The organism is Halopenitus malekzadehii, assembly GCF_900108505.1.
GTDB classification, from domain to species: domain Archaea; phylum Halobacteriota; class Halobacteria; order Halobacteriales; family Haloferacaceae; genus Halopenitus; species Halopenitus malekzadehii.
The window spans coordinates 608843-635201 of record NZ_FNWU01000001.1; the positions used below are offsets into that span (position 1 = coordinate 608843).

At 68.1% G+C, this 26359-nt stretch carries 21 protein-coding genes; 15 read left to right on the plus strand and 6 right to left on the minus strand.

Annotated elements, in window-relative coordinates; all coding sequences use genetic code 11:
* Nucleotides 1-128: 128 nt before the first annotated feature.
* Both BLW38_RS15645 and gdhB read left to right on the plus strand, forming a co-directional pair.
* Nucleotides 129-272 carry a rubrerythrin-like domain-containing protein gene (locus BLW38_RS15645; RefSeq protein ID WP_143040789.1) on the plus strand — a complete coding sequence of 48 codons (144 nt, stop codon included), beginning with the start codon at nt 129-131 and terminating at the stop codon, nt 270-272.
* The gene (gene gdhB, locus BLW38_RS03080) at nt 272-1627 is read left to right on the plus strand and encodes a glutamate dehydrogenase GdhB (protein WP_092814078.1); all 1356 of its coding nucleotides are present in this window, start codon (nt 272-274) and stop codon (nt 1625-1627) included. The genes BLW38_RS15645 and gdhB overlap by 1 nt, the downstream gene beginning before the upstream one ends.
* Before the next feature lie 89 nt (nt 1628-1716).
* Here gdhB and BLW38_RS03085 read toward each other — a convergent pair whose 3' ends face one another.
* The 4 genes from BLW38_RS03085 to BLW38_RS03100 all read right to left on the minus strand — a co-directional run bounded on the left by BLW38_RS03085 (nt 1717) and on the right by BLW38_RS03100 (nt 5920).
* Nucleotides 1717-2043, minus strand: a complete 327-nt coding sequence (locus BLW38_RS03085; RefSeq protein ID WP_092814081.1) for a (2Fe-2S) ferredoxin domain-containing protein — start codon at nt 2041-2043, stop codon at nt 1717-1719.
* Entirely contained in the window at nt 2043-3008 is a 966-nt protein-coding gene (locus tag BLW38_RS03090; RefSeq protein WP_092814085.1) for a CbtA family protein, read from the minus strand. Before BLW38_RS03090 ends, BLW38_RS03085 begins: the two co-directional genes overlap by 1 nt.
* A 2-nt stretch (nt 3009-3010) precedes the next feature.
* Nucleotides 3011-3247, minus strand: a complete 237-nt coding sequence (locus BLW38_RS16775) for a CbtB domain-containing protein (protein WP_092814089.1) — start codon at nt 3245-3247, stop codon at nt 3011-3013.
* A gap of 207 nt (nt 3248-3454) precedes the next feature.
* The gene (locus BLW38_RS03100; RefSeq protein WP_092814092.1) at nt 3455-5920 is read right to left on the minus strand and encodes a VWA domain-containing protein; all 2466 of its coding nucleotides are present in this window, start codon (nt 5918-5920) and stop codon (nt 3455-3457) included.
* A 34-nt stretch (nt 5921-5954) separates the two neighbouring features.
* On the opposite strand from BLW38_RS03100, the gene cobN reads away from it, so the two are divergent.
* The 4 genes from cobN (at nt 5955) to BLW38_RS03120 (ending at nt 12703) form a co-directional block, all read left to right on the plus strand.
* The gene (gene cobN, locus BLW38_RS03105; protein WP_092814095.1) at nt 5955-9917 is read left to right on the plus strand and encodes a cobaltochelatase subunit CobN; all 3963 of its coding nucleotides are present in this window, start codon (nt 5955-5957) and stop codon (nt 9915-9917) included.
* Nucleotides 9907-10701 (plus strand): precorrin-8X methylmutase, encoded by a 795-nt coding sequence (locus BLW38_RS03110; protein WP_092814098.1) that lies wholly within the window; start codon nt 9907-9909, stop codon nt 10699-10701. The genes cobN and BLW38_RS03110 overlap by 11 nt, the downstream gene beginning before the upstream one ends.
* Nucleotides 10698-11555: a cobalt-precorrin-7 (C(5))-methyltransferase gene (locus BLW38_RS03115; protein WP_092815581.1), complete on the plus strand. Its 858-nt coding sequence runs from the start codon at nt 10698-10700 to the stop codon at nt 11553-11555. The genes BLW38_RS03110 and BLW38_RS03115 overlap by 4 nt, the downstream gene beginning before the upstream one ends.
* Nucleotides 11556-11734: 179 nt before the next feature.
* Entirely contained in the window at nt 11735-12703 is a 969-nt protein-coding gene (locus BLW38_RS03120) for a CbiX/SirB N-terminal domain-containing protein (RefSeq protein ID WP_092814101.1), read from the plus strand.
* A 138-nt stretch (nt 12704-12841) separates the two neighbouring features.
* On the opposite strand, the gene BLW38_RS03125 is transcribed toward BLW38_RS03120, so the two are convergent.
* Both BLW38_RS03125 and purB read right to left on the minus strand, forming a co-directional pair.
* Nucleotides 12842-14224: an MFS transporter gene (locus BLW38_RS03125; protein ID WP_218143023.1), complete on the minus strand. Its 1383-nt coding sequence runs from the start codon at nt 14222-14224 to the stop codon at nt 12842-12844.
* 142 nt (nt 14225-14366) lie between these two features.
* Nucleotides 14367-15890: an adenylosuccinate lyase gene (gene purB, locus BLW38_RS03130; protein WP_092814104.1), complete on the minus strand. Its 1524-nt coding sequence runs from the start codon at nt 15888-15890 to the stop codon at nt 14367-14369.
* A gap of 165 nt (nt 15891-16055) precedes the next feature.
* Here purB and BLW38_RS03135 point away from each other — a divergent pair, with 165 nt between their 5' ends.
* From BLW38_RS03135 to BLW38_RS03175, 9 genes are all read left to right on the plus strand, one after another.
* Nucleotides 16056-17648, plus strand: a complete 1593-nt coding sequence (locus tag BLW38_RS03135) for a formyltransferase family protein (protein WP_092814107.1) — start codon at nt 16056-16058, stop codon at nt 17646-17648.
* 108 nt (nt 17649-17756) lie between these two features.
* A complete protein-coding gene (locus BLW38_RS03140; RefSeq protein ID WP_092814110.1) occupies nt 17757-19691 on the plus strand; it encodes a flippase activity-associated protein Agl23 in 1935 nt (644 codons plus the stop codon).
* A 186-nt stretch (nt 19692-19877) separates the two neighbouring features.
* Nucleotides 19878-21077, plus strand: a complete 1200-nt coding sequence (locus tag BLW38_RS03145; protein ID WP_092815584.1) for a 5-(carboxyamino)imidazole ribonucleotide synthase — start codon at nt 19878-19880, stop codon at nt 21075-21077.
* 76 nt (nt 21078-21153) lie between these two features.
* On the plus strand, nt 21154-21768 hold the full coding sequence (gene purE, locus BLW38_RS03150; RefSeq protein WP_092814113.1) for a 5-(carboxyamino)imidazole ribonucleotide mutase: 615 nt from the start codon (nt 21154-21156) through the stop codon (nt 21766-21768).
* A 186-nt stretch (nt 21769-21954) separates the two neighbouring features.
* On the plus strand, nt 21955-22371 hold the full coding sequence (locus tag BLW38_RS03155) for an NADH-quinone oxidoreductase subunit A (protein WP_092814116.1): 417 nt from the start codon (nt 21955-21957) through the stop codon (nt 22369-22371).
* Nucleotides 22368-23069, plus strand: a complete 702-nt coding sequence (locus tag BLW38_RS03160) for an NADH-quinone oxidoreductase subunit B (RefSeq protein ID WP_092814119.1) — start codon at nt 22368-22370, stop codon at nt 23067-23069. Before BLW38_RS03155 ends, BLW38_RS03160 begins: the two co-directional genes overlap by 4 nt.
* On the plus strand, nt 23066-24748 hold the full coding sequence (locus BLW38_RS03165) for an NADH-quinone oxidoreductase subunit D (protein ID WP_092814122.1): 1683 nt from the start codon (nt 23066-23068) through the stop codon (nt 24746-24748). Before BLW38_RS03160 ends, BLW38_RS03165 begins: the two co-directional genes overlap by 4 nt.
* The gene (locus BLW38_RS03170; RefSeq protein WP_092814125.1) at nt 24748-25842 is read left to right on the plus strand and encodes a complex I subunit 1/NuoH family protein; all 1095 of its coding nucleotides are present in this window, start codon (nt 24748-24750) and stop codon (nt 25840-25842) included. The genes BLW38_RS03165 and BLW38_RS03170 overlap by 1 nt, the downstream gene beginning before the upstream one ends.
* Nucleotides 25839-26300 (plus strand): NuoI/complex I 23 kDa subunit family protein, encoded by a 462-nt coding sequence (locus BLW38_RS03175; protein WP_039400544.1) that lies wholly within the window; start codon nt 25839-25841, stop codon nt 26298-26300. The genes BLW38_RS03170 and BLW38_RS03175 overlap by 4 nt, the downstream gene beginning before the upstream one ends.
* Nucleotides 26301-26359 lie beyond the last annotated feature (59 nt).

Here is a 26359-nt window from a genome sequence, read left to right on the forward strand (position 1 = left end):
TCCGCCCCGGTGGTGGTTATATAACGAACACCTCTTCTGAATCCGTGTTCACTACTTAACGATCACCCATTCCCTTATACGCCTATTATCTCCTGATAGAGCGTGCTGCGGACGACGCTCACGAACCCATGAAGGACGCACCCCTATCCACCGAGGACCGAACGCAGTACGAGTGTTTCGAGTGCGGAATGACCGTGTTGGCCGCCGATCCGCCGGGAGAATGTTCCGAGTGTGGCGGCGAGCTCCGGAACCGCGGGACGCCGATCGAATAATGGCGGCGGGATCGAGAGCGGACCACGTCGTCGACGCCGCCGATACCGACGACGCCGACGACGCCGCCGATGCCGCTGACGCCGCCACTGCTGACGGCGATGCCGACGCGGAACCCGAATCCGCCCTGGAGACGGCGCGTCGCCAGCTGCAGCACGCCGCCGATCGGCTCGACATCGACCCGAACATCGTCGAGCGACTCGCCCATCCCAAGGCGGTCCACGAGGTGACGGTTCCGGTCGAGCGTGACGACGGGAGCGTCGAGGTGTTCACCGGCTACCGCGCCCAGCACGACAGCGTCCGCGGACCGTACAAGGGCGGTCTGCGGTACCATCCTGAGGTCACCCGCGACGAGTGCGTCGGGCTCGGGATGTGGATGACCTGGAAGTGCGCCGTGATGGACCTGCCCTTCGGCGGGGCCAAGGGCGGCGTCGCGGTGAACCCCAAGGACCTGAGCGAGACCGAGACGGAGCGGCTGACCCGCCGGTTCGCCGGGGAGATCCGCGACGAGATCGGCCCGACGATCGACATTCCGGCCCCCGATATGGGGACCGACCCGCAGACGATGGCGTGGCTGATGGACGCCTACTCGATGCAGGAGGGCGAGACGGTCCCCGGCGTGGTCACCGGCAAGCCGCCCGTGATCGGTGGGAGCAAGGGCCGTGCCGAGGCTCCCGGTCGCAGCGTCGCGATCATCGCCAGGGAGGCGATCGACTACTACGGGAAGCCGATCGACGAGACGTCGATCGCGATCCAGGGGTACGGCAGCGTCGGCGCGAACGCCGCCCGACTGCTCGACGACTGGGGCGCCAACGTGGTCGCGGTCAGCGACGTCAACGGCGCCGTCTACGACGTGAACGGCCTCGACACGCACGCGATCCCCGCCCACGAGGAGGAGCCCGAGGCCGTGATGGACCACGCCGCCCCCGAGACGCTCACGAACGACGAGCTGCTCGAGCTCGACGTCGACGTCTTGATCCCCGCCGCGCTCGGGAACGTGCTCACCGCTGAGAACGCCGGGCGCGTCTCGGCGGATATGGTCGTCGAGGGCGCAAACGGCCCGACGACGAGCGCCGCCGACCGGATCCTCGCGGACCGGGACGTTCCCGTCATCCCCGACATCCTCGCGAACGCCGGCGGCGTCACCGTCTCCTACTTCGAGTGGCTCCAGGACATCAACCGCCGGGCGTGGTCGCTCGAACGGGTTCGCGGGGAACTCGAGGATGAGATGCTCGAAGCCTGGAACGCCGTCCGAGGCGAACACGAGTCGCGCGGAGTGACCTGGCGGGATGCCGCCTACGTCGTCGCCCTCTCCCGGGTCGCCGAGGCCCACGACGCCCGCGGGCTCTGGCCGTAGTTCGGGTGGTTGACCCTCGGCGCGATCGGGAACGCGTTCCTGCTCGGTGCCTCGAACCGTGCGAGTGAGATTGCCCTCCAGCTGGCGGCTCACTCCTCGTCGATCGTTCGTGTACCGAACTCCCGAGTCAGCAGTTCGGGAACGTCCTCGGACGTCACGTCCGCGTACCAGTGCCCGCGTGGATGGATCGCGACTGCCGCCCCGTCCGTGCTGCAGAGCCCGAGACAGCTCGTCTCGGCGACGGCGACGCCGGACCAGAACAGGTCACGATCCCGGAGCCACGTCCGGACCGCGTCCAGAACCGCCTCGCCGCCCGCACCGGCGCAACAGGCGTATTCCGAATCGCGATCGTGTGTACAGACGAGCACGTGGTCCGTGACGCCGCGATCGCGGACCGCCTCGGTTCGGTCGCGCATCAGTCCGCGCTCCGCGGGCGACTCGATCCTGTCCCCGGATCGTCATCGGGGGTGCGTCCGGCGTCAGACTCGCTGTTGACCGCGTCGATGGGCCGACCGGTTCCGCGTCGCCGACGCACCAGCCACGCGTGTGCACCGGCCAGGGTCGCCCACAGCAGGAGCTGCCCGAAGACGGTCATCCCGACCAGCCCGGCCGAGAGGCTCGCGGGGAGTGTGCTCTCGACCGTGGTGGTCGGGGCGAGGAACGCCGCGATGACGAGGAGCCCGAACGGCGCCAGCGCGCCGGCCGCGGCCAGCGCCGGCGAGCGACCGTGTCCGTCACGTCCGTCGGCATCGACACGCCCGTCGACATCGGCGCGTGCGGCGACGTCGGCACGCTCGGCGGGACGAAGCCGGTCGAACGTCCACAGCGCGAGCAGTCCACTGATCGCACCCAGGACCATCATCCCGCCGTACAGCCACAGACGCGTCGAGATGGTCAGCGACGCTTCGACGCCCGGCGACCGTGGCGGCAGCACGAGCCAGGGCGCACCCGAGACGGTGATGAACCCGATCCCGGCCAGGACCGCCTGTTTGACGCCCGACCCTGGCGCGCCGGGGAGCAGCGGCTCGAGCAGGTAGAACCCGGCCCCGAAGACGACGGCGCCGAGAAGCACCCCCCAGAGCGCGCTCGAAGCGATGCTCACCACGGTCGTGACCGGTCCGGAGACGGCGGCGTCGTGAGCGTGGCCGCCCTCCTCAGCGTGATCGTGGCCACCATCATCCCCGTGGGCGTGGCCACCCTCCTCGTGAGTGTGATCGGCCGTCGTTGCGTCCGTGCCACCTGCCTCGATCGCGGCGTCGTCGTGGCCGAGTTCGTCGGCGAACGCCACGGTCGGCGCCGCGACGAGCGCGACGAACAGGCCGAACACGAGGCCCGCGACGGCGCCGGCCTTCACGCCGCGAGTGAGATACTCGGCAAGCATCCTCAGTGGCAGGTGACGCCGGCGGCGTGTCGGAAGTGGTGTAGCGAGTCATGGACCATCGGTTCCTGCACGAACAGCAGCGCGAACCCGAGCGCGGCGACGAGCGCGAACGCGGTCGCGATCTGCGTCGGAGTCGCCTCCCGTCGTGCGATCTCGAGTCGTCCCTGTACGGTGTCCCCCGCGTTCCCGGTCGGGATCGTCGGTGCACCATCGGCCGTGACGTCGGTGGTCGGCGCCATTGTAAATACAAGTTGTATAAAATCAAGTTTAGTTGTAAAGCTTACGGGTGGGATCGAACCAGTCGGTTCAGTCGACCCGATCGACCCGATCAAGTCGGATCGGTTGCGATATATAAATCCCGACGGACACCGGCCGCTAGAGCTTATAAACTATAGGGCAGAGCCATCGTGACTCCTTATAATACGACGTGACGCCGGTGACGACTGTCAGTCCCGATCGACCCGTGCGACCTGCCCGTCGATCCGCTCCGCCGACAGCGCCGACAGCGGGACCCGCTCGCCGCCGGTCGCCTCGAGAAGGGGACCGATGAGGCTCGACCGGTCCCGGTTCGATCGGCGGTCCCGGTTCGATCGGCGGTCCCCGCCGGCGTCTCTGTGCTCGCTGCCGGCATCCACCACTACCACGTGTGCGCCCGTCCCGGCGAGTTCCCGGGCCGCGGCGCGCGTCTCCGCGCTCGGACTCCCGTCGGCGACGTTCGCGCGCCCGTCGGTGACGACCACGACGACGCCGGCCGCGGGGTCGGCTCGCCGAACGACCGTCGCCGCCGTCCGCAGGCCGGCGGGCAGCGGCGTCCGGTCGCCCGTCGGGAGGTCCTTCAAGTGTCGGGCCGCCATCCCGACGCTGTCCGTCGGCGGGAGCAGCACGTCGGCGTCCGTGCCGGCGAAGGCGACGAACGCCACCTCCTCCCGTCCCTCGTAGGCGTCCCGCAGCAGCTCCAGCACGACCCCCTTGGCCGTCCGCATCGCCGGCCGCATCGAGGCGCTGGCGTCGACGACGAAGGTCACGAGCGTGTCGGCGTCCCCGCGCCGCACTGACTGCCTGAGGTCCCGGGATTCGATCGACGATGCCCCCCGACGTGTCGCCGCGCGGAGGGACGCGCCGACGTCGACGTCCGCGCTCGCCGCGGTCGCGTCGGCTCGCTCCGATCGGACGCGGGGCCCGGCGACGTCGCCCTCCGCGGACGGCCGCGTCCCGGATCCGGACCGGAGGTCGGCTGCGTCGTGTGCGTCCGGACCGGCGTCCCCAGCGTCCGGGTCCGAGATCTCGGGCGCACGTCCCTGGCCGACGGACGCGCGTGACTGGCCGGGCACGATGGGTGTTCGATCCTCCCGATCGCCGCCATTTGTGTCTCCATCGATCGTGTCCCCATCGATCGCGTCCTCGTCGGTCGCGTCGTCTCCGTTCGCATCCCCCTCGTTCGCCCCACCTTCGTTCATCGCTCCCTCGTTCGCGTCGTCCTCGTCCGTGTCACCCTCGGCGTCCGCGTGCTCGCCAGCCGGTTCCGGATCGCCGCCGCGATCGGGTGTATCGGGATCGATCTCGGACCCGGTTTCGGTGTTTGCGTCGCGTTCGGCGTCGTCCGCGGGCTCCGCGTCCGCGCCGTCGGCGCCCTCCGGATCGCCGGCCGTGGCGTTCGGCGTCGCGCCCCCGTTGCGCCGACCGTCCTCATCCGCTGTCGCGTCTTCCGTGTCCTCCGGAGCGCCCTCATCGCCGTTGGACTCGAAATGGTCGTCGATGCGCTCCTCCGGATCGGGGTCCGAGTCGAACGGGTCGGACCGCAGCCGGTGAGGAAGTGCGAACGTCGCCGCCTCGCGGACGTCGGACTCGAGCACGCGCCCGCGGTCCGCGAGCGCGGCGAAGGTACGCGCGGCGCGGGCGGTCGCGATGTCACCGCGGTGGCCCTCCACGCCGGCGTCGCGGCACAGTTCCGCGATCTCCTCGCGGAACGACCGCGGCAGCGTGACGTCCGGGAGTCGACGGCGGGCCCGCCGAAGGCGCTCGCGGTACGCATCCGTGTCGAGTGCGTCCGCGTCCGTGTCGGGGTCGTTCGCGTTCGCTTCCCCCTGTCCGTCCTCCCGCCCCCGCTCCTCCCCGTCATCACCGAGCGCGCGATCGATGATCGCCACGCGGTCGTCGATCGAGTCACAGCCCGTCACGGTCGTTTGGAGGGCGAACCGGTCGCGCAGCTGTGGTCGAAGGTCGCCCTCCTCCGGGTTCATCGTCCCGACGAGGGTGAACGACGCCGGGTGAGTGACGCTGACGCCGTCGCGCTCGACCCGGTTGACGCCGCTTGCGGCGGCGTCCAACAGCGTGTCGACCAGGTGGTCCCCGAGGAGGTTCACCTCGTCGACGTAGAGGATCCCCCGGTTGGCCCGCGCAAGCACGCCGGGATCGAACTCGAACTCGCCAGCCAGCGCGTCGGCCACCGAGAGCGTTCCGACCACGCGCTCGCGGGTCGCGCTCAGCGGGAGCGTGACCACCGGCACCGACCGTTCGGTCGTCTCAATCTCCGCCGACGAACGCGACCGACAGTCCGCACACTGTCGACCGGGGTCGTCCGGCGGACAGCCGTACGGACACCCCTCGACCACGGTCTGGGTCGGCAGCAGGCCGGCGAGGCCACGCACCGCCGTGGACTTCGCCGTCCCCTTCGCACCGCGTATCAGGAGCCCGTCGAGGTCGTCGTTGGCCGCGACGGCGAGGAGCCCCCGTTTGAGGTCATCCTGGCCGACGATCGCCCCGAACGGGAGCGATCCGTCCCGCTCGCGTCCACGAGCTACCTCCCGGTCGCGTTCCCGAGCGTCCCCCCGGTCGCGTTCCTGCTCCGCTCTCCGAGATCGCTCCGCCCCTCGATCGTGCGAAGCCTTTTTGTCCGATCCTAATTCAACCATACTTGTCTTAGACACAAGGAGATTTAACAACCTTATGCCAACCATCGGGATCTACACCGCGACCGAGAACGAACTGGGGGCGATCCAACGCGCGGCGGCCGACGTCGACGCCGAGCTAGTCGTCCGGTCCGCGAGCGACCTCGACGACGAGGCCGACGCCGCCGCGTTCGTCGACGAGCTGACCGACGTGACCGCCGTGATCTGCTGGCTGCACGGTTCCGAGGCGAGTATGCCGGGCTACGAACGGTCGATCGACCGGCTGACCGAGGCGGGCGTTCCGCTGGTGGTCAAATCGACCGGCGACGCCTACGCGATCGAGGACACGACCGTCGACGCCGCCGTCCGCGATCGCGTCTACGAGTACCTCGATCGGGGCGGCACCGTCAACGTGGCCAACTGCCTCCGCTTCCTCGCGCACGAATACGGCGGCACGAATGGAGGGGAAGAGTCGCCGGACGAGGGCTTACCCTACGACGACCCCGTCGACTTGCCGACCGAGGGCGTCTACCACCCGGACCATCCGGGCGCGAGTTACGAGGAACTGCTTGCGACACTCGATGCCGACGCGCCGACGGTCGCCGTCTGGTTCTACGAATCCCACTGGACCCACGAGAACCTCCGGTACGTCGACGCGCAGGTTCGGGCGATCGAGGCCCAGGGGGCGAACGCGCTGCCCGTCTTCTGCAACCCGGCCTCCGAAGAGGACGGGGGCTGGGACGCCGAGCGCGTCACCGACGAGTGGCTCACCGACGTGTCGGGGGAGCCGATCGTCGACGCCGTCTGCTCGTCGTTCATGTTCTCCCTCTCGATGGACGAGCGGGGCCGCGAGGCCAGCGACGAGGGCGATTCAGTCGAGGACGTCTTCCTCGACCGCCTCGGCGTCCCCGTCATCCAGACCGTCACCACGATGCGCTCGCGGTCGCGGTACGCCGCCAGCGACACGGGCGTGATGGGCTTCGAACTCGCCCTCTCGGTCGCGCTCCCGGAGTTCGACGGCAACGTGATCTCCCACCCGATAAGCGGCAAGGAGCGGACGGACGACGACGCCGACATCGGCACCGCGCCCAAGCAGCACTTCCCGATCGACGACCGCATCGACCACGCCGCCCGGCTCGCGGTCAACTGGGCCCGGCTCCGACACACCCCTAATCCCGACACGCGCGTCGCGGTCGTCCTGCACAACTACCCGCCGAGCGACGACGGGATCGGGACCGCCTTCGGACTCGACACGCCCGCGAGCACCGTCAACCTCCTGGAGGAGCTGGCCGAGCGCGGCTACGACCTCGGTACCGACGTGGGGGTCGAGAACGAATCGGCCAGTGTCGGCCCGCCCGTCGACGGCGCCGACCTCATCGACCGGCTGACGAGCCAGCTGACGCTCGACGACCGGTGGGTCGCACCCGAGGACGTCCGCGAGGCGAGCGTCGACGTCATCGGCCCCGGCCGGTATCGCGAGTGGTTCGATGCGCTCGACGACGACCTCGGCGAGGCCGTGCGTGAGGAGTGGGGCGACCCACCGGACCGCCCGTTTGCGATCCCCGGCGTTGAGTTCGGGAACGTCCTCGTCACCGTCCAGCCGCCCCGCGGGTTCGGGATGGATCCCTCGAAGGTGTATCACGACTCCGATCTCCAGCCACCACACGACTACGTGGCCTTCTACGCCTGGCTGCGAAACGCCTTCGAGGCGGATGCAGTCGTTCACCTCGGCACCCACGGGAGCCTCGAGTGGCTCCCCGGGAAGACGGTCGGACTCGACGGGTCGAGCGCGCCGGACGGGCTGGTGGATGACCTCCCGAACGTCTATCCATACGTCATCAACAATCCCGGCGAGGGGACGCAGGCGAAGCGTCGCTCGTACGCGGCGATCGTCGACCACCTCACGCCCGTGATGGGAACCGCCGGCACCTACGACGAGCTCGCCGAGCTGGAGGAGATCGCCGACCGCTACCGCGAGGCCGGAGTGGCGGACGCCCGGACCGACGACGGCGAGCGCCTCGAGCGCCTCCTGCGCGAGACGGTCGACGACCTCGATCTGGCGGTCGAACTCGGGATCGAGGGCACGATCGACGAGCGCGCCGACGTTCGCGGCCCCGAGGCGGCGGGGTCCACGCTGGCCGAGGGCGACGTCGAGGGCGACGCCGTCGACGTCGACGAGCTGGTCGAGCGCGTTCACGAGTACCTCACCGACGTGAAGACGACGCAGATCCGGTACGGGCTGCACACGATGGGCGAGCCGCCGGCCGACGACCGGCTCGTGCAGTACCTCGTTGCGCTCACGCGCCTCGAGAATCCCGGCGGACCGAGCCTCAGGGAGAGCGTCGCCGGCGTGCTCGGCGTCGACCACGACCGGATGGTGAACGAGCCCGGCGTCTACGACGAGAACCTCGGGATGACGCTGTCGGCGGCGGCCGACGTCGTCCACGAGACGAGCCTGGAGCTCGTCACCGCCCTCGCCGAGCACGACTTCGACGTGCCGGCGTCAGAACTCGCCGACCCCGACAGCGAGGTGAACATGAACCTCCTCGTGGTCGACCTCGACCCGATCGGCGACGCACGCGTGCAACCGGGCGCTCACGAGGACCTGCGGGAGGCGCTCGCGTTCGTCTGCGAGGAGGCTGCGCCCCGCGTCCGGGGCGCCAGCGAGGAGATCCCGCGGACCGCGGACGCGCTGGCGGGCGAGTACGTCCCGCCGGGCGGCAGCGGCGCGCCCACGCGCGGCGGCGTCGACCTGCTGCCGACCGGGCGCAACTTCTACACGCTCGATCCCCGGAAGGTGCCGGCCAGGAGCGCCTGGTCGGTCGGTCGGGAGGTCGCGGCGGGCGTCGCCGAACGCCACCGTGACGAGCACGGCGAGTATCCCGAGGAGATCGGCGTCGTTGCCTGGGGGACCCCGACGGTCCGCACCCGCGGGGAGACCATCGCGCAGGTACTCGCGCTGATGGGCGTCGAGCCGGAGTGGACCGACGCCGGCCGGGTCGACGGCGTGGAGCCGGTCCCGCTCGAGGAGCTCGGTCGGCCCCGGATCGACGTGACGACGCGCGTCTCGGGACTCTTCCGCGACGCGTTCCCGCAGGCGGCCGGCGTGATCCACGACGCGGTCGAGGCGGTCGTCGCGCTCGACGAGCCGCACGACCGGAACTACGTGAAGAAACACGTCGAGGCGGAGACCGACCGCCTCCGCGAGGCCGGCATCGAGGATCCCGAGGCGGCCGCGACCCATCGCGTGTTCACGACGAAACCCGGCGGCTACGGTGCGGGAACGAACAAGGCCGTCGACGAGGGGAACTGGGAGGACCGTTCGGATCTCGCCGACGTCTACACCCAGTGGGGCGGCTACGCGCTGGGGTCGCGGGGCCGGGTGACCGAGGCCCGCGAGGCCTTCGAGCGCCGGCTCGGGAACGTCGAGGCGACCGTGAAGATCGAGGACACCGCCGAGCAGGACGAGTTCGACAGCTCCGACTGGTACGCCTTCCACGGCGGGTTCATCACCGCCGTCACGGAGATCGCGGGCGAGGAGCCGGCGTCCTACGTCGGCGACTCGAGCGATCCGGACGCGGTCTCGGTGTACACGAACGAGCAGAAGGTCCGGAAGGCGATGCGCGCCCGCGTTCTCAACCCCGAATGGATCGACAGCATGACCGAGCACGGCTACAAGGGTGCCGGCGACCTCTCCACCACGGTCGACGTCGTTCTCGGGTGGGACGCGACGACCGGCGTCGTGAGCGACGCCCTCTGGAGCGAGGTCGCCGGGAAGTACGCCCTCGATGCGGACCGTCGTGAGTGGCTTCGCGAGGTGAACCCCTGGGCGCTCGAAAGCATCGCCGACACCCTGCTCGAGGCGATCGACCGCGGCCTGTGGGACGCCGACGCCGCCGTCGAGGACCGACTTCGCGACGTTCTCCTGCAGGCCGACGGCGACCTGGAGGCCCGGGCCGGCGACTCGGAGACACGTGCCGGCGACGAGCCGGTTCCGGAGGTGTCGAGCGATGACGACTGAGAACGCAGCCGGTACTGGCGGTCCGGACCGGGAATACGCCGACCTCGGCGCGACCACCGAGAACGCGATGGCGATCGCCGAGACGAGTATGGACCGGGTCCGGGAGATCGTCCCCCACGAGACGCTCGCCGACCGGATCCGGGGGAAGTCGGTTCACGCCACCGGCGATCCGGAGTTTCAACACCTGATCCGGTTTACGGGCGCAACTGATGACGACGAGCTGGCCGCCGATGCGGCGATCGCCGACGGCGGGCCGGCCGACGCGGACGACCAGCCGGTCCGCGCCGGCGCGCGGGCGGTCCTCGACTCGCGACCGATCGTGACCGACATCACGATGGTGAAGGCCGGGATCACCGGCCGCGGCCACGACTGTCCGGTCCGGAAGGCGATCGGGAACGGGACCGAACTGGCCGAGCGAACCGGGATGACCCGCACCGCGGCCTCGGTCCTCGAGCTCGACCGGGATGGCGTCTACGACGACGCGATCGCGGTCGTGGGGAACGCGCCGACCGCCGCGCTCGCGCTCGCCGACTGCATTGAAGACGGGACTCGCCCTGCGGTCGTCGTCGCCACGCCGGTCGGGTTCGTCAAGGCCGCCGAGAGTCGGGCCCGCCTGCGGGAGGTCGCGGCCGCACACGGCGTCCCGACCATCACGAACGTCGGGCGCCGCGGCGGCAGCGGGCTCGCTGCCGGCCTCACGAACGAGCTGATCCACGTCGCCAGCGACGTCCGACAGGGGGCGATCGACGCCGCGTGGGTGCCGGAGTCGCCGGAGACATCGTGAGCGATCCGTACGACCTCGAGACCGGTCCGGACCCGGCGACGCTGGCGGCCGCCGAACCGGAACCCGACGGCACTCCCGAAGCCGACGGAGCCGTCTCGGACGAATCGGCGACCGGCCCGACGGACCCCGGCGTTCCTCCGGTCTACGCGGTCGGGATCGGTCCGGGAAACCCGGAATACCTGACCCCCCGTGCGCGCCGAGCGGTCCGGGAGGCGGACGTCGTGGTCGGCTTCGAAACCGTCCGTTCGTTCCTGACCGACGCGATGTCGGTCGACGCCGAGGTCCTGTCCTGCGGCTACCGCGACGAAGCCGACACGCTGGCCGCGTTCGCCGACCGCGTCGCCGACGGCGCGGCCGGAACCGCCGTCCTGATGGGTGATCCGAACCACTCCGGCTACCAGTTCGTCGGGAAGGTCCAGTCGGCCGTCGATCGACCGGTGCGAGTGATACCCGGAATCTCCTCGTTACAGATCGCGGCGAGCCGGGCACGGACGCCGATGGAGGCGACGACGTTCGTAACGCTGCACAAGAGCGGCGACGTCGACGAGGACCTCGCGCGGTTGCGGGATGACGTCGGTGACCGACATCTGCTGGTGCTTCCCCGCCCGTTCGATCTGATGCCCGAAGACGTCGCGGCGGACCTCCTTGAGACGGCCGACGCCGATCCGTCGCTCGAGGCCCTCGTTCTCGAGCGGCTCACTCATCCGGACGAGCAGATCACCCGAACGACGCTCGGCGAACTCGCCGCCGCCCGAACCGATGGAAGCGCAGCGAGTGAAACCGGGGAGGAGGGAAGTGCCACCTCTACGTTCTCCGATCTCTCCGTCCTCGTGGTCCGGGCGCCGATCGGGTGAGGGCCTCCTTCGAGCGTGGACCGTCGTCCGGTTGATCCGTCCGGTTGATCCGTCCGGTCGACCCGTCCGGCTGACCGGTCCGGTCAACCTGCCCGGCGCGACCACAACCTATTTGGGGTCCGTGACCCTCGCCTTTAGCAAGTTGAATTGGTGTAGATAAAGTTAATTTGTAGAAACCAATGAGATCTGAAACACTTCTGCTCATCGGTCGTGACACGCGCGGTGCCCGCGAAACCTTCCGCGTACACGCCGATCGGCTCGCCGATCGCACCGGTATCGACGTCGAGATCGCCCGTTACGCCGAGGAACCCGGGCGGGAACTCCGCGATCGGTTCCGTAACATCGACGCCGACGTGACGTACGCGGTCCCGATGTGTGCCGCTCATGGCTACGACACCGTCGACGCCATCCCGGCGGCGCTGTCCGCGATCCCCGGCGACGTCAGGTACTGTGACCCCGTCGGAACGAGCCCGGCAACGACGGACGTGATCGCGGCGCGCGCCGACGCGGCACGATCGCGGGCGGGGGCATCGACCGCTGCAGGTCGCGGTTCCACGGACGCGCATTCGGACGCGGCTGCGGACCCGGACGTCTCGCTGGTGCTCGTGGCGTTCGGCAGCAGCTCGAAGCCACACGGACGCCGGATGGCGGAGTATCACGCGAACCGACTTCGCTCCCGATCGGCGTACGCCGAGGTCGTCCCCTGTTACCTCCTGCAGAATCCCGCCGTCGAGTGCGTGCGGTACGCCGTGACCGGCGATCACATCGTCGCCGTTCCGCTGTTCGTGAGCCGGTCGGCGGCGACGGAGGACCGGATCCCGGCCGAGCTCGAACTCGATCGCGGCGGGATCGCCTACGGAGACCCCTTCGGCGACCATTCCCGATTCACCGACGCGATCTACGCCGAGGTCGAGAGACAGCGCGCGCTCACGGCACAGGATTCGGAGGATGCATCCACCGATCAACCCACCGATCAACCCACCGATCAACCCACCGATCAACCCACCGACGAGCCCAACCGATCGTCGATGCTCAGATCCTCGACGACGAAACCGCCGATCGTCACCGACGGTGAGGGCACGCGGGACTCCCGAACGCCCCCCGACTCCGAGGACCCATCGCGTTTCGGACCGGTCGATCGACGATAGCGGTCCGTGTGGTCGTCGCGGTCGTTGTGGTCGTCGCGGTCGTTGCGGTCGTCGCGGTCGTGATCGACGGACCGTCCATAACGAGGATCGAGTCCCGGGTTCTCCACGGGCAAGACGATCTCTTCGTCGGATGTCCCCTCAGGCATACGCCTCGAACTCCTCGCCGAAGACGAGGAAGTAACCGGTGCCGACCACTCCGATCGCGGCCGCGATCGTGAACGCGACCTCCGGGCTGACGAACTCCCAGAGAGTGCCCCCGAGCGCGGCGCTCGGGATCACGATCGTGTTCCGCAGGAGGTAGTACGTCCCGGTGACGCGCCCGCCGGAGCCCTGCTCGGCGGGACCGACGATCAGCGCCTTGTGCGAGGGCAAGCCCGCGAACCGAAGCCCGGAGAACGCGAAGACAAGCACCATTGCCCACTGGAGCGGGACGAGGGGTGCGAGCACCCCGGGCGCGCCGATGAGAATGACCGGAAAGAGCACGTAGACCGCAAATCCCAGCGCGACGACCGGCTTGAGCCCGACGCGCTCGGCCGCCTTGGCCGCCGGGATCATCGAGCCGAGCGCGATCAACATCTCGACGCCGAGCAGATAGCCGAAGAAGGCGGCCGGCGAGAGATCGATCGCGTACGAAAAGCCGGCCAGCGAGACCGTCGTCTCGAACCCGACCGCGTAGAACCGCGTTATCACCAGCACGAAGAAGACGTACACCATCCCGTTCGCGAACCGGACGAGCGTGTCGCCCACGAGCAGCGGACGCAGCGGACCGGGCATTTCGCGCAGATCTCGCTGGATCCGCCCGATCCCCTCGAACGAACCGCCGATGGAATCCGCATCGGCCGCATAGAGAACGTGCTGGGCGACCGTGCCGACGACCCCGAAGACGACCGCCACGGCGAGGACGTACTGAAAGCTCACCGTGAACGCCGGATGGAAACCGATCAGCACGGCCGCGAGTACCGGTCCGACGAGGAACGCCGTCCGACGGAACGTCTCGGTGCTCGCGAACCCGGCAGCCAGCCGCGACGGATCGGTGGCCTGCTTGACGACCGCGAACGTCGCACCGAGGCCGAATGACTTCCAGGCCTGTGCGAGGACCAGCCCGACGAAGATCCAGATCCACGGCTCGATCGTGACGCCGCCGACGCCGATCGGGCCGAGACCGGGCGCCACGAGCCAGACGAGAAAGCCGAGCGTCGACAGCAACCCGAACAGGGTCAACGCGTACCGTGACCCGATCCGGTCGGAGATCGCCCCGCCGGGATAGGGGTACACGGCCGAGATCACGTTCCCGAAGGTTCCGAACAGTCCCACGACGAAGCCGCTCGCGCCCAGCGCGACCATGTACTCCGGGAGGTACCGGTTCGTCATCTGGAACCCGAGACTGAAGGCGAACATCGCCAGCGACAACACGAGCACGTCCCGCTCGAGGGCGAGAAATCGACGGAACGGTCCGAACGCATCGGACCACCCCTCGTCCCGAGTGGTCTCGTCGTCAGGGGAACCCCCGTCGCGTGTCACCGTGTTCCTCCCACTATACGGTCAGTTCGCGGATGGGGGGTAAAAGCGTCACGCCGATCGGACACCCGAATTGTCCCGGAGTTTTCGGTCTTCCGAACGATCCGTGATTCGCTATCGTCGTGTACGGTTTATCTCCGGAGCGTCACTCGCGGACGTCCGCGTCGACCTCGTCCACGAGGTCCGCGCCGAGGCCGACGTACCCGGCCGGTGTCAGGGCGTTCAGCTCCTCGCGGACGGACTCGTCGACGTCGAGGTCCGCGAACAGGTCCCGGAAGTCCGCGAGCGTGACCGTCTTCCCGCGGGTGAGTTCCTTGACGCGCTCGTACGCGTCCGTGTCCCCTTCCCGCCGGAGGATCGTCTGGACCGCCTCGCCGATGATCGCCGGCGTCGCCTCGAGCTCCTCGCGCATCACCTGCTCGTTCGGAACCACCTTTCCCAGTCCGTCGGCGGCCTTCGAGTAGCCGATCAGGCTGTGGGCGAGGGCCGCGCCGACGTTGCGTTTGACCGTGGAGTCCGAGAGGTCACGCTGGAGCCGGGACGTGGTGACGTAGTCGGCGAGGAACGTGAGGTCGGCGTTGGCCTTCGAGAGGTTCCCCTCGCTGTTCTCGAAGTCGATCGGGTTCACCTTGTGGGGCATCGTCGAGGACCCGGTCTCGCCCGCGACGGTCTCCTGGCCGAGATAGCGGTCGGAGACGTAGAGCCAGGCATCCAGATCGAGGTCCCGAAGGACGTTGTTCACTCCGCGGATCGCGTCGAAGACGGCCGCGATGTCGTCACAGGGGTTGACCTGGGTCGCGAGCGGGACGTGTTCGAGCCCGAGATCCGCCACGAACGTCCGGGAGAACGCTCGCCAGTCGACGTCCGGGTAGGCCGCCTCGTGGGCGGCGTAGGTTCCCGAGGCACCGGCCAGCTTGCCGGCGATCGCGTCCGTCTCGCGCCGGAGCCGACCGAGCGCCCGCCCGAGCCGCGCCGCGTAGACCGCCATCTCCTTGCCGAAGGTCGTGGGCGTAGCCGGCTGGCCGTGGGTGCGCGCGAGCATCGGAACGTCCCGGTACTCGTGGGCCAGATCGACGAGCTCGTCGCGAACCTCGCGGATCGCCGGCACGAGCACGTTCTCGACGGCGGGTTTCACGAGCAGCCGATGTGCGAGGTTGTTGACGTCCTCGCTGGTCAGCCCGAAGTGGATCCACGGGAAGAGCGTCTCGGCGTCGTCGATCGGGGGATCTCCGGCTTCACCGTCAGTCGATGCCGCATCCACCGCACCCACCGCATCCGTCGCCTCGGTCAGTCGGATCCGGAGGAAGTACTCGACCGCCTTCACGTCGTGGTTCGTGGCGTCGTATCCCCTCGCACCCCGGACCTCGAGGTTCTTGATGAGTCGAGCGTCGTCGGCGTCGAACGTCCGGTACGTCGCCCGGATCGCGGCACGGGCGTCGGCGTCGAGATCGATCGGCGTCGCCTCGAGGTCGGCCAGCGCGATCAGGTACTCCGCCTCGACCCGCGTTCGAGCCCGCATCAGCGCCGCCTCGCTCGCGTACGGCGAGAGCGGTTCGGTTCGGCGCGCGTATCGTCCGTCGAGCGGCGAGACGGCGGCGAGGGGGTCCTCGCGGGACAGTCCCGCGATCCCTCGATCGTCGTCCGTCGCCGACCGAGACTCGTCGGTCATACCCGTTGCTGTCCGGGGACGGCGCAAAAGCGTGTCGATGGTCGTGCACGGGTGTGGATATATCCGGCCACCACAGCGCTGTCGATGCCCAAATATATCCGTGTTCGTGGATACATACCGACAGCGGACCGCAATTCATATACTCCATCGCGCGGACCCTCGCGTATGAAGATCGCCGGGTTAGCGAGCAATCGCGGACGGAACTTGCTGCACATCGACGACGTGGCGCCGGGTGGCGCCGAGCTGTCCGTCGCGTTGACCAACCAGGAGGGCGCGCCGATCGTCGAAGCGGCCGCCGAGCGGGGGAGCCCGACCGAGGTCGTCGTCCGGGCGGACGACGAGTCGCGGGCCGACCACGAACGGCGCATCCTTGATCGGCTCGGGAACTACGACGTCGACCTCGTCTGTCTGGACGGCTATATGCGAGTGCTGACCGAGACGTTCCTCGAGAACGCGCCGACGACGATCAACGTGCACCCGTCCCTGCTGCCGGCCTTCCCCGGATCGGACGCGCACGAGCAGGTCCTCGAGGCGGGCGTTCGGACGACCGGGTGCACCGTCCACGTGGCGACCGAGGACGTCGACGCCGGTCCGATCCTCACCCAGGAACCGGTTCCCGTCTACGAGGACGACGACGCGGCGAGCTTAAAGCAAAGAGTGCTATATGAATCCGAGTTTACGGCCTACCCGCGGGTCGTTCGGTGGTTCGCGGAGGGACGCGTCGACATCGACCACGAGGCCGAGACCGTCTCGATCGAGGGCGACACCGGCGGTGACTTCCCGACGCGCCGGCTCGTCTCCGAGGATCGGGGCGAGCAGCTCCGGTACGGCGAGAACCCCCATCAGGACGCCGCGCTGTACGTCGACGACGCCTGCGAGGAGGCATCGGTCGTCGGCGCCCCCCAGCTGAACGAGGGCGCGAAGGGAATGGGGTATAACAACTACAACGACGCCGACGCCGCGCTTTCGCTCGTCAAGGAGTTCGACGAGCCGGCGGCGGCGGTGATCAAACACACGAATCCGGCGGGCTGTGCCACGAGCGACACGCTCGCGGACGCCTACGACCGGGCGCTGCGAACGGACGCGAAGTCGGCGTTCGGCGGGATCGTCGCGCTCAATCGCGAGTGTGACGCCGAGACGGCCACCGCGATCACCGATTCCTTCAAGGAGGTCGTCGTCGCGCCCGGCTACACCGACGCCGCGCTCGACGTGCTCCGGGAGTCGGAGAACCTGCGCGTGCTCGACGTCGGACCACTCGGGGAGGGAGAGGACCGGTTCAGCGAACCGTTGACCGAAAAGCCGCTCGTTGGCGGTCGACTCGTGCAGGAACGTGACCATCAATCGCCGACCGCCGACGATCTGGAGATCGTTACTGAACGTGAGCCCACCGACGCGGAGATCGAGACGATGCTGTTTGCCTGGAAGACGCTCAAACACGTCAAATCGAACGGGATTCTCTTTGCGACCGGCACCGAGACGGTCGGGGTCGGGATGGGGCAGGTCTCCCGCGTCGACGCCGTCACGCTCGCCGCGATGAAGGCCGAAAAGGACGCGGACGGGAAGTCCGCCGACGGAGCCGTGATGGCCTCGGACGCGTTCTTCCCGTTCCCGGACGGGATCGACGAGGCGGCCGATGCCGGGATCGAGGCCGTGATCCAGCCCGGCGGGTCGGTCAACGACGAGGACGTCATCGAGGCGGCCAACGACCACGGGATGGCGATGGCGTTCACCGGATCCCGGAGCTTCCGGCACGACTGACCGGACTGACGTCGGTGTTCGGGCTGCAGTCGTGGCGGAGCGGGAACACGGTGGTGCCGATTCGAACCGGAACACAAGAATTGTAACCTCGCACACGGACCCTCGGGTATGTCGCCACCGGAGCACCGGGACGGAGTCGATCAGACCGATCGGACCGATCGGACTGGTCGTGCCGACGCCGCGGGGCGACGTACGCTCGGGGCACTCGCGGCCGTCACGATCCTCTCGCTCGTGCTCCGGCTGTACGATCTCGGCGGGCGGGTCTTCCACTGGGACGAGGGGCGCGTTGGGTACTGGACGCTCCGGTACGTCGAAAGCGGCCATCTGGAGTACGAGCCGATCATCCACGGCCCGTTCCTCCGGATCGTCAACGCGGCCGTCTTCGGCGTCCTGCCGCCGACTGATGCGTCAGCACGGCTGGTCGTGGCCCTCGTCGGCGGCCTCCTCCCGCTTTCGGTCTGGCTGTTCCGGGCGCACCTCGATCGGTGGGAGCTCGTTTCGGTCGCCGGGCTGCTGGCGTGTTCTCCCCTGTTGGTCTACTACTCGCGGTTTATGCGCAACGACGTCCTCGTGGGCGGATTCGCGTTCGTCGCGCTCGGGTTCACGGTTCGGGCGATCGACACCCGCCGTGCCCGGTACCTGTACCCCGGTGCGGTTGCGCTGTCGCTGTCGCTCGCGACCAAGGCGAACACGATCCTCTACGTCCTCTGTTTTCTGGGAGCGGGCGCGCTGATCGCGGATCATCGGATCGTCCGCCGCGTCATAGAGAACGTCGGCGCCGACGGCGAGGTGGGCTCGGCGTCCGGGAACGGCCCGACCGCTGGGAACGGATCGGTGTCCGGGAACGGACCGGCCGCTGGGACCGATCGCGGCCGGGCGATTCGACGTGACGTGGCGGCCTGGATCCGTGCGCGGTGGCGTGGCGTTGCGACCGTTTCCGGACGGTGGCATCCGGTCGGCTATCTGCTGGGTCACGCCGTCGGCGTCGTCGTCGCCTTTCTCGCCGTCACGGTGTTCTTCTACGCGCCGCGGCCGCTCCTTCACGAAGCGGTCGGATCGCCGGGTCTCTGGCCGACCGTTCTCCACGAGGCCACGGTGGGGTCAGCCGAGAAACTGGCCGACCTCTGGCTCACCGGCGAGATGCAGGATAATCCCTACCTGCAGTTCCTCCACCACGAGCTCGAGACGCTCACGTACACGGCACCGGTCACGCTCGCCTTCGCGGTCGTCGGATTCCTCGTCGACGGCCACGTTCGTGGTCGCGGGAGGGTCCCCGCCGGTCGCCGTCGCGCGCTCGTCGCCTTCGCGACCTACTGGGGACTCGCGAGCCTGGTCGGCTATCCGGCCGCGACCGACATCAACGCACCCTGGTCGGCCGTCCACATCGTGCTCCCGTTGACGATTCCCGCGGGCGTGGGCCTCGCGTACGTCGCCCGGGAGGGGTGGGCGGCGGTCGAGCGACCGTCGACGCCGTGGTCCGCTCCGCGGGTCATCGATCGGGAGACGGCGATCCTCGCGGTGTTCGTCCTGCTGGCCGCGACCGCCGGCGTGATCGCGCCGACGGCGACCTACTGGAACTCCACGAACCCCGACCACACCGCGGCGGTCCAGTGGGCCCAACCGCACAACGATGCGCGATCGACGATCGCGGACGTCGAGGCGGTCGCGGCGGCTCACGACGACGGGGTCGATATTCTGTTCGTCGGGACGCACACCTCGGACCGGGAGAACGTGATGTACGTCGGCAACGAGTCGGCAGCCGATCGGGACGGTGCGCCCGGCGGGTGGTACGACCGGCTTCCGTTGCCGTGGTACTACGAGCGCGCGGGCGCGACCGTCGACAGCGTGAGCGCCGACGCCGACCGGGCTACGGCGTTGGCGGATCCGCCGCCGGTCGTGATCGTTCACGAATCGGGCCGGGCCGCCGTGGCCCCCCATCTCGAGGGCTATCGCGTCACCGCCCACGAGTTCCGGCTGTGGAACTTTCGGCTCGTCTTCTTCATCGAGGAGGCGGCACTCCGTGAGGCCGGTCGGCTCGAGTGATCGGTCCGCATATCGACGTGTCTCGAATACGCTGACCGGTCGGCGTACCGACTTGTCTGACCGGTCGGCGTACCGCGTGTGATCGATCCACAGGAGTGATCATTTTTTCCCCGAATTCGGGACGATCGATCCAGCTATTCGGCGTATGTGGTAATCCTTATGCGGTCCCGTTCGAAAGCCCCGCGCGTGACAGTCACGCTACCAGGACCGACGATCGGGATCGTCGGCGGCGGACAGCTCGGGCGGATGATCGGCGAGGCCGTCGCCCGCCGCGGGATCGAGGTCGTCGTACTCGACCCGACGCCGGAGTGTCCCGCGGCGCCGGTGGTCTCCGAGCAGATCGTCGGTGCCTTCGACGACGAGGCGGCGATCCGGGAGCTCGCCGATCGGGCGGACGTGCTCACCTACGAGATCGAGCTGGCCGACCCGGACGTGCTCGAGACGGTTGCGGCGGAGCACGACCTGCCGGTCCATCCCGATCCCGACACCCTTCGGACGATCCAGGACAAACTCGTCCAGAAGTCGGCGCTGGCGGACGCCGGGATCCCGGTCCCGCCGTTCGAGGCGGTCTCCTCGGCGGCCGACCTGGAGTCCGCGCTCGACCGGTTCGGTGAGGTGATGCTCAAGGCCCGCACGGGCGGGTACGACGGGCGCGGGAACCGCCCCGTGACGGAGGTCGGAGCGATCGATGCGGCGCTCGAGGAACTCGGCACGAACGCGATGGCGGAGGCGTTCGTTCCCTTCGAACGCGAACTCTCGGTCATCGGCGTCGTGGGCGCCGACGACGTTCGGACCTACCCGGTGACGGAGACGATCCACCGCGAGGAGATCCTTCGGGAGAGCGTGACGCCGGCACGGACCGACGACGGCGTCATCGATCGGGCGGAGACGGTCGCTCACGACGTGCTCGAGTTCCTGGACGGGCGCGGCGTCTACGGCATCGAACTCTTCGAGACGCCGGACGGGGAGATCCTCGTCAACGAGATCGCGCCGCGGCCGCACAACTCCGGCCACTGGACGATCGAGGGCGCGCGAACGTCCCAGTTCGAGAACCACGCCCGCGCGGTTCTCGGCTGGCCGCTCGGACCGACGGACCTACGCGAGCCGACGGTCACCGCGAACGTCCTCGGTGACGTCGACGGAACGGGGCCGGCACGGCTTCGCGGCGTCGACACGGTCCTCGAGGCGCCGGACGTCGACCTTCACTGGTACGGCAAGGACGACGTCCGCCCGCTCCGGAAGATGGGTCATCTGACCGTGACGGGCGTTCCGGGATCACGCGTCGACGCCGACGCGATCTCAGCTCGCTCGGAGCGACTGGATCGCGCACGCGACCTCCGTAACGCTGTGACGTTCGCATCCGTCGACACACCTGATACCGAGTGATCGACGACACCCGATACCGAGTGACCGACCGCGAACACCAACCGACCGCGAAACCGATCGACGCCGACCCGACACAATGACGACCCCACAGGACCTCATCGACCGACTCGAGACGGAGGCTGCACAGGACGCCGACCCGGAGACGACCCCGGACGTCGGCATTATCATGGGATCGGATTCGGATCTGCCCACGATGGAGGGGGCCTACGAGGCTCTCAACACCCTCGGGTTCGCCGAACAGACCGACTTCTCGGACCCGCCGTCGAGCCGCTTCACCTACGAATCGTACGTCGTTTCGGCCCACCGGACGCCGGAGCTAATGTATGCGTACGGGGAGACCGCCCGTGATCGGGACCTCGACGTCATCATCGCGGGTGCCGGCGGCAAGTCCGCCGACCTGCCGAACATGACCGCCTCGATAGCCTACCCGATCCCCGTGATCGGCGTGCCCATCCAGGAGAAGTCTGTCGACTCGGTCATCGGGATGCCGACCGGCGCGCCGATCGTCGCCGTCGACGCCGGCAAATCGTTCAACGCGGCTCTCTCGGCCGCACAGGTGCTCGCACGTGAGCACGACGCCATCGAGGATCGGCTCATCGAGTACCACGAGGATCTCACTACCGACGTCGCGGACGTCTCGATGGCTCTCCACGACCTCGGGATCGACGGCTTCCGCGATCGGGACGCCTGACCGCTCCGGAGATCAGGACGTCCGACCGTTCCGGCGATCGAGTGCGGATCGATCAAGGGGTGGACGACGATCGAACGGGCGACGATCGAACACGCCAGCCCGTGAACCTGCGTCTCACACCCGCGCGTACGAGAATCAACGCTTATGTAGGGTCCAACCAAACCCACGCACGTTACGGAGACCTGTATGAGTGATTGGATAGCTATCGGCGCATTGGCGGTTGTCGGGATCGGCATCCCGCTGGGGATGATGGGGGTCTCGGCGTTGCTCCGTCCAAGCGTGCCGGAACAAGGCAAACGAACCATCTACGAGTCCGGGGAGGTACCGACCGGCAGCGCGCACATCCGGTTCAACATCCAGTACTATATGGTCGCGCTGTTGTTCCTCGTGTTCGACATCGAGACGGTCCTGCTGTTCCCGTGGGTCGTCATCTATCGTCCCGCGCTCGAGGCGGGGATCCCGATGGCACGGCTGCTGGCACCGATGTTGGCATTCGTCGGCATCCTTACCGTCGGACTCGTGTGGGCGTGGCGCAACGGCGCGGTCGAATGGATGCGCAGTCCCCGTGCAACGCGCCGAAAGACGAAACGTAACCAACCATGAGCAGCGATCAACCATTTATCACGGACGATTCCGCGGTGGTGACAGAGACCCGCGACGCTCGGATGGGCGAGGGCCGCGGCGACCGATTCAACTCGCGGCTTCGGGAGGCGTTCGGCTCCTCGCCGTTCATCCTCACGAAGTTCGACAAGTTCCTCAACTGGGCCCGTGGGTCATCGATGTTCATGCTGCAGTTCGGGATCGCCTGCTGCAGCATCGAGATGATGCACACCTACGCGGTCAAACACGACCTGGACCGGTTCGGGTCCGGCGTCCCCCGCGCGTCGCCGCGGCAGGCGGACGTGATGATCGTCCCTGGGACGATCGTCTCCAAGTTCGCCCCGCGAATGAAGCGCGTCTACGACCAGATGCCCGAGCCGAAGTTCGTCGTTGGGATGGGCTCGTGTACCATCTCCGGCGGCCCGTTCCAGGAGGGCTACAACGTGATCAAGGGTGCCGAGGAGGTCATCCCGGTCGACATCCACGTCCCGGGTTGTCCCCCGCGTCCGGAGGCGCTCGTCTACGGCGTCGCCAAGCTCCAGGAGCGTATCGCCAACGGCGAGGCAAGCCCGGTCACGGTCAAACCCTACGAGCTCGAGCAGTTCTCCGACCTCGAACAGGACGAGCTCGTCGAGCATCTGACCGACCAGATCGACGAGGACGACCTCGTGATGCGATACAACTTCGCTGATTCGCCATGAGCTTACAGAACCCCGACGGGGACCTCGATCCGGCCGACGAGGCGTCGGTCGTCGCCCAACGAGACCCCGACGAACTCGCCGAACTCCTGGGCGATGCGGTCATCGGCCGCGAGGAGCACCTCAACGCACCCGGCTTCGTGATCCGCCCCGATGCGGTCCAGGACGTCCTCTCGACGCTCAAGGAGGCGGCCGGCTACGACCACCTCTCGGTCGTCACCGCCCAGGAGTACGAGAACCGCTATGAGTCGATCTACCACCTGAAGAAGTTCGCCGACCCGACCCAGGAGGTCAGCGTCGTCGTGCCCGCGGACAAGGAGGACCCGGTTTCACAGTCCGCCGAACCGGTCTTCCGGACCGCCGACTGGCACGAGCGAGAGGCGTATGACCTCGTCGGGATCGAGTACGACGACCACCCGGACCTGCGACGCATCCTCCTGCCGGAGACCTGGCAGGGGCATCCGATGTCGATGGACTACGACAAGGACCAGCCGCAGGTCGTTTCGCTGCGTGAACACGCCAACCCGCTGCAGGCGGACCACCGGGAGGACGAGTCGGACACGATGTTCATCAACATCGGTCCTCACCACCCGGCGACCCACGGCGTGTTGCACCTCAAGACGACCCTCGACGGCGAGCAGGTCGCCGATGTCGAATCCGACATCGGCTACCTCCACCGCTCGGAGGAGCAGATGGCCCAAAGTGGCACCTACCGGCACCAGATTATGCCGTACCCGGACCGCTGGGACTACATCTCGGCTGGGCTGTTGAACGAGTGGGCCTACGCCCGAGCCGCCGAGGACCTCGCGGACATCGACGTGCCGGAGTACGCGCAGGTCATCCGGACGATGGGTGCCGAGCTGTGCCGGATCGCCGCGCATATGCTCGCGGTCGCCACGTTCGCGTTGGACATCAACGGCGACTTCACCGCGACGTTTATGTACGCGATCAACGATCGCGAGCAGGCGCAAAGCATCCTCGAGGACCTGACCGGTCAGCGGATGATGTTCAACTACTTCCGGCTCGGCGGCGTCGTCTGGGATCTCCCCGAGCCCCGCGAGGAGTTCTTCGAGAAGACGCGCGCCTTCCTCGATCAGCTTCCCGGGTCCGTCGAGGAGTACCACGACCTGTTGACCGCCAACGAGATCCTCCAGATGCGAACGATCGACACGGGGATCCTCCCGCCGGAGGTCGCGAAGGACTACGGCGCGACCGGTCCGGTCGTGCGTGGCTCCGGCGTCGATTACGACCTGCGCCGCGACGATCCCTATGGCTACTACGACGAGCTCGACTGGGACGTCATCACCGAGGACGGCTGTGACAACTACAGCCGGCTGCTCGTGCGGCTCCAGGAGGTCGAGGAGTCCGCGAAGATCATCGAACAGTGCATCGACCTGCTCGAGGACTGGCCCGAGGAGGACCGCACCATCCAGTCGAACGTGCCGCGCACGCTCAAACCCGAGGACGACACGGAGATCTACCGCGCCGTCGAAGGGGCGAAAGGCGAACTCGGGGTCTACATCCGGGCCGATGGAACCGACAAGCCCGCCCGGTTCAAGATCCGGTCGCCGTGCTTCTCGAACCTCCAGACGCTGCCCGAGATGGCCAACGGGGAGTACGTCCCCGACATGGTCGCCGCGCTCGGCAGCCTCGACATCGTGCTCGGGGAGGTGGACCGCTGATGGCGGCCGGTTCCCTCCTCGACGTGGCCCCTGCACAACTGTTCCCCGAACAGGTGACGAACGCGCTCGGCCTCCCCGGCGTCATCGGCGAGGCCGTCGGCGCGCTCATCGCGGCCTTCCTTGTCGGGAACATTATGCTCGCGTTCACCGGCGTCGCCGGTCCGTGGGCGAAACGGAAGATCACCGCCGCGTTCACCGACCGGATCGCGGTCGACCGCATCGGCCCGTTCGGGCTGCTCATCATCCCGGCGGCGGCGGTACAGCTGCTTGCCAAGGAGCTCATCATCCCTGAGGGCGCGGACCGACCGTCCTACGACCTCGCGCCGCTCGTTCTCCCGGCATCAGCGATGCTCGGGTTTTCCGTGATCCCGATGGGACAGCTCGGGCCCCTCAACCTGCAGCTTGCGGACCCCGAAGTCGGCTTCGCGTTGACGTTCGCGTTCGCGTCGATCGCCTCCATCTCGCTGGTGATGGCCGGCTACGCGTCGAACAACAAGTACTCGCTGCTCGGCGGCCTTCGCGCCGTCGCCCAGAACCTCGCGTACGAGATTCCGCTCATCGTGACTGCGATGTCGGTCGTGATCTTCACCGGTAGCCTCCGGACGAGCGAGATCGTCGCCGCCCAGCAGCAGGCACTGTTCACGGTGGCCGGCGTTACGGTTCCGTCGTGGTTCGCCATCGTGAACCCCTTCGCATTCGGGCTGTTCGTCGTGGCCAACCTGGCGGAGATCGGTCGCAATCCCTTCGACATTCCGGAGGCCCCGACCGAGATCGTCGCCGGGTACCAGACCGAGTACTCCTCGTCGTACTTCGTGTTGTTCTACCTCGGAGAGTTCCTCCACATCTTCCTCGGCGGCGCGATCCTGACTCTCGCCTTCCTCGGCGGCGCCTCGGGCCCCGGACCCGCAAGCATCGGGTTCGTCTGGTTCGTGGTGAAGGTCTGGGCGTTCTTCCTGTTCACCCAGTGGTGCCGCTCGGCGCTGCCGCGGGTCCGTATCGACCAGCTGATCGAGATCGGCTGGAAGGGAATGCTGGTGTTGTCGTTCGCGAACCTGATCCTCACGGCGGTGCTCGTGGGGGTGATCGCCTCATGATCGGATTGTTAAAATCGATGGCGACCACGATGAAACACGCGCTCGACGGGACGACGTTCACGGTGGAGTATCCGGACGTCGCCCCCGACGTGAGCCCGCGGTTCCGTGGCGTCCACAAGTTCAGTCAGGAGCGGTGTATCTGGTGTCGACAGTGCGAAAACGTCTGTCCGAACGACACGATCCAGATCGTCCAGGACGACCAGCGCAACGGCGAAGAGTACAACCTCCACATCGGCCAGTGCATCTACTGCCGACTGTGTGAGGAGGTCTGTCCCGTCGACGCGATCCTGTTGACCCAGAACTTCGAGTTCACCGCGGACACGAAGGACGACTTCGTGTACAACAAAGAACAGCTCAAGAACGTCCCGTGGTACAAGGGGATCGACCCGCTCAACTCCCGGAATCCCGACCGTGGTGCATGGGTCGGAGAGGGAGACGGGGAGGTCGATTACCAGTAGCCGCGGAGCGACGGCGGAGTCGCTCTCGAAATCTACAAAAGGTATCTCATAGGAGTCAC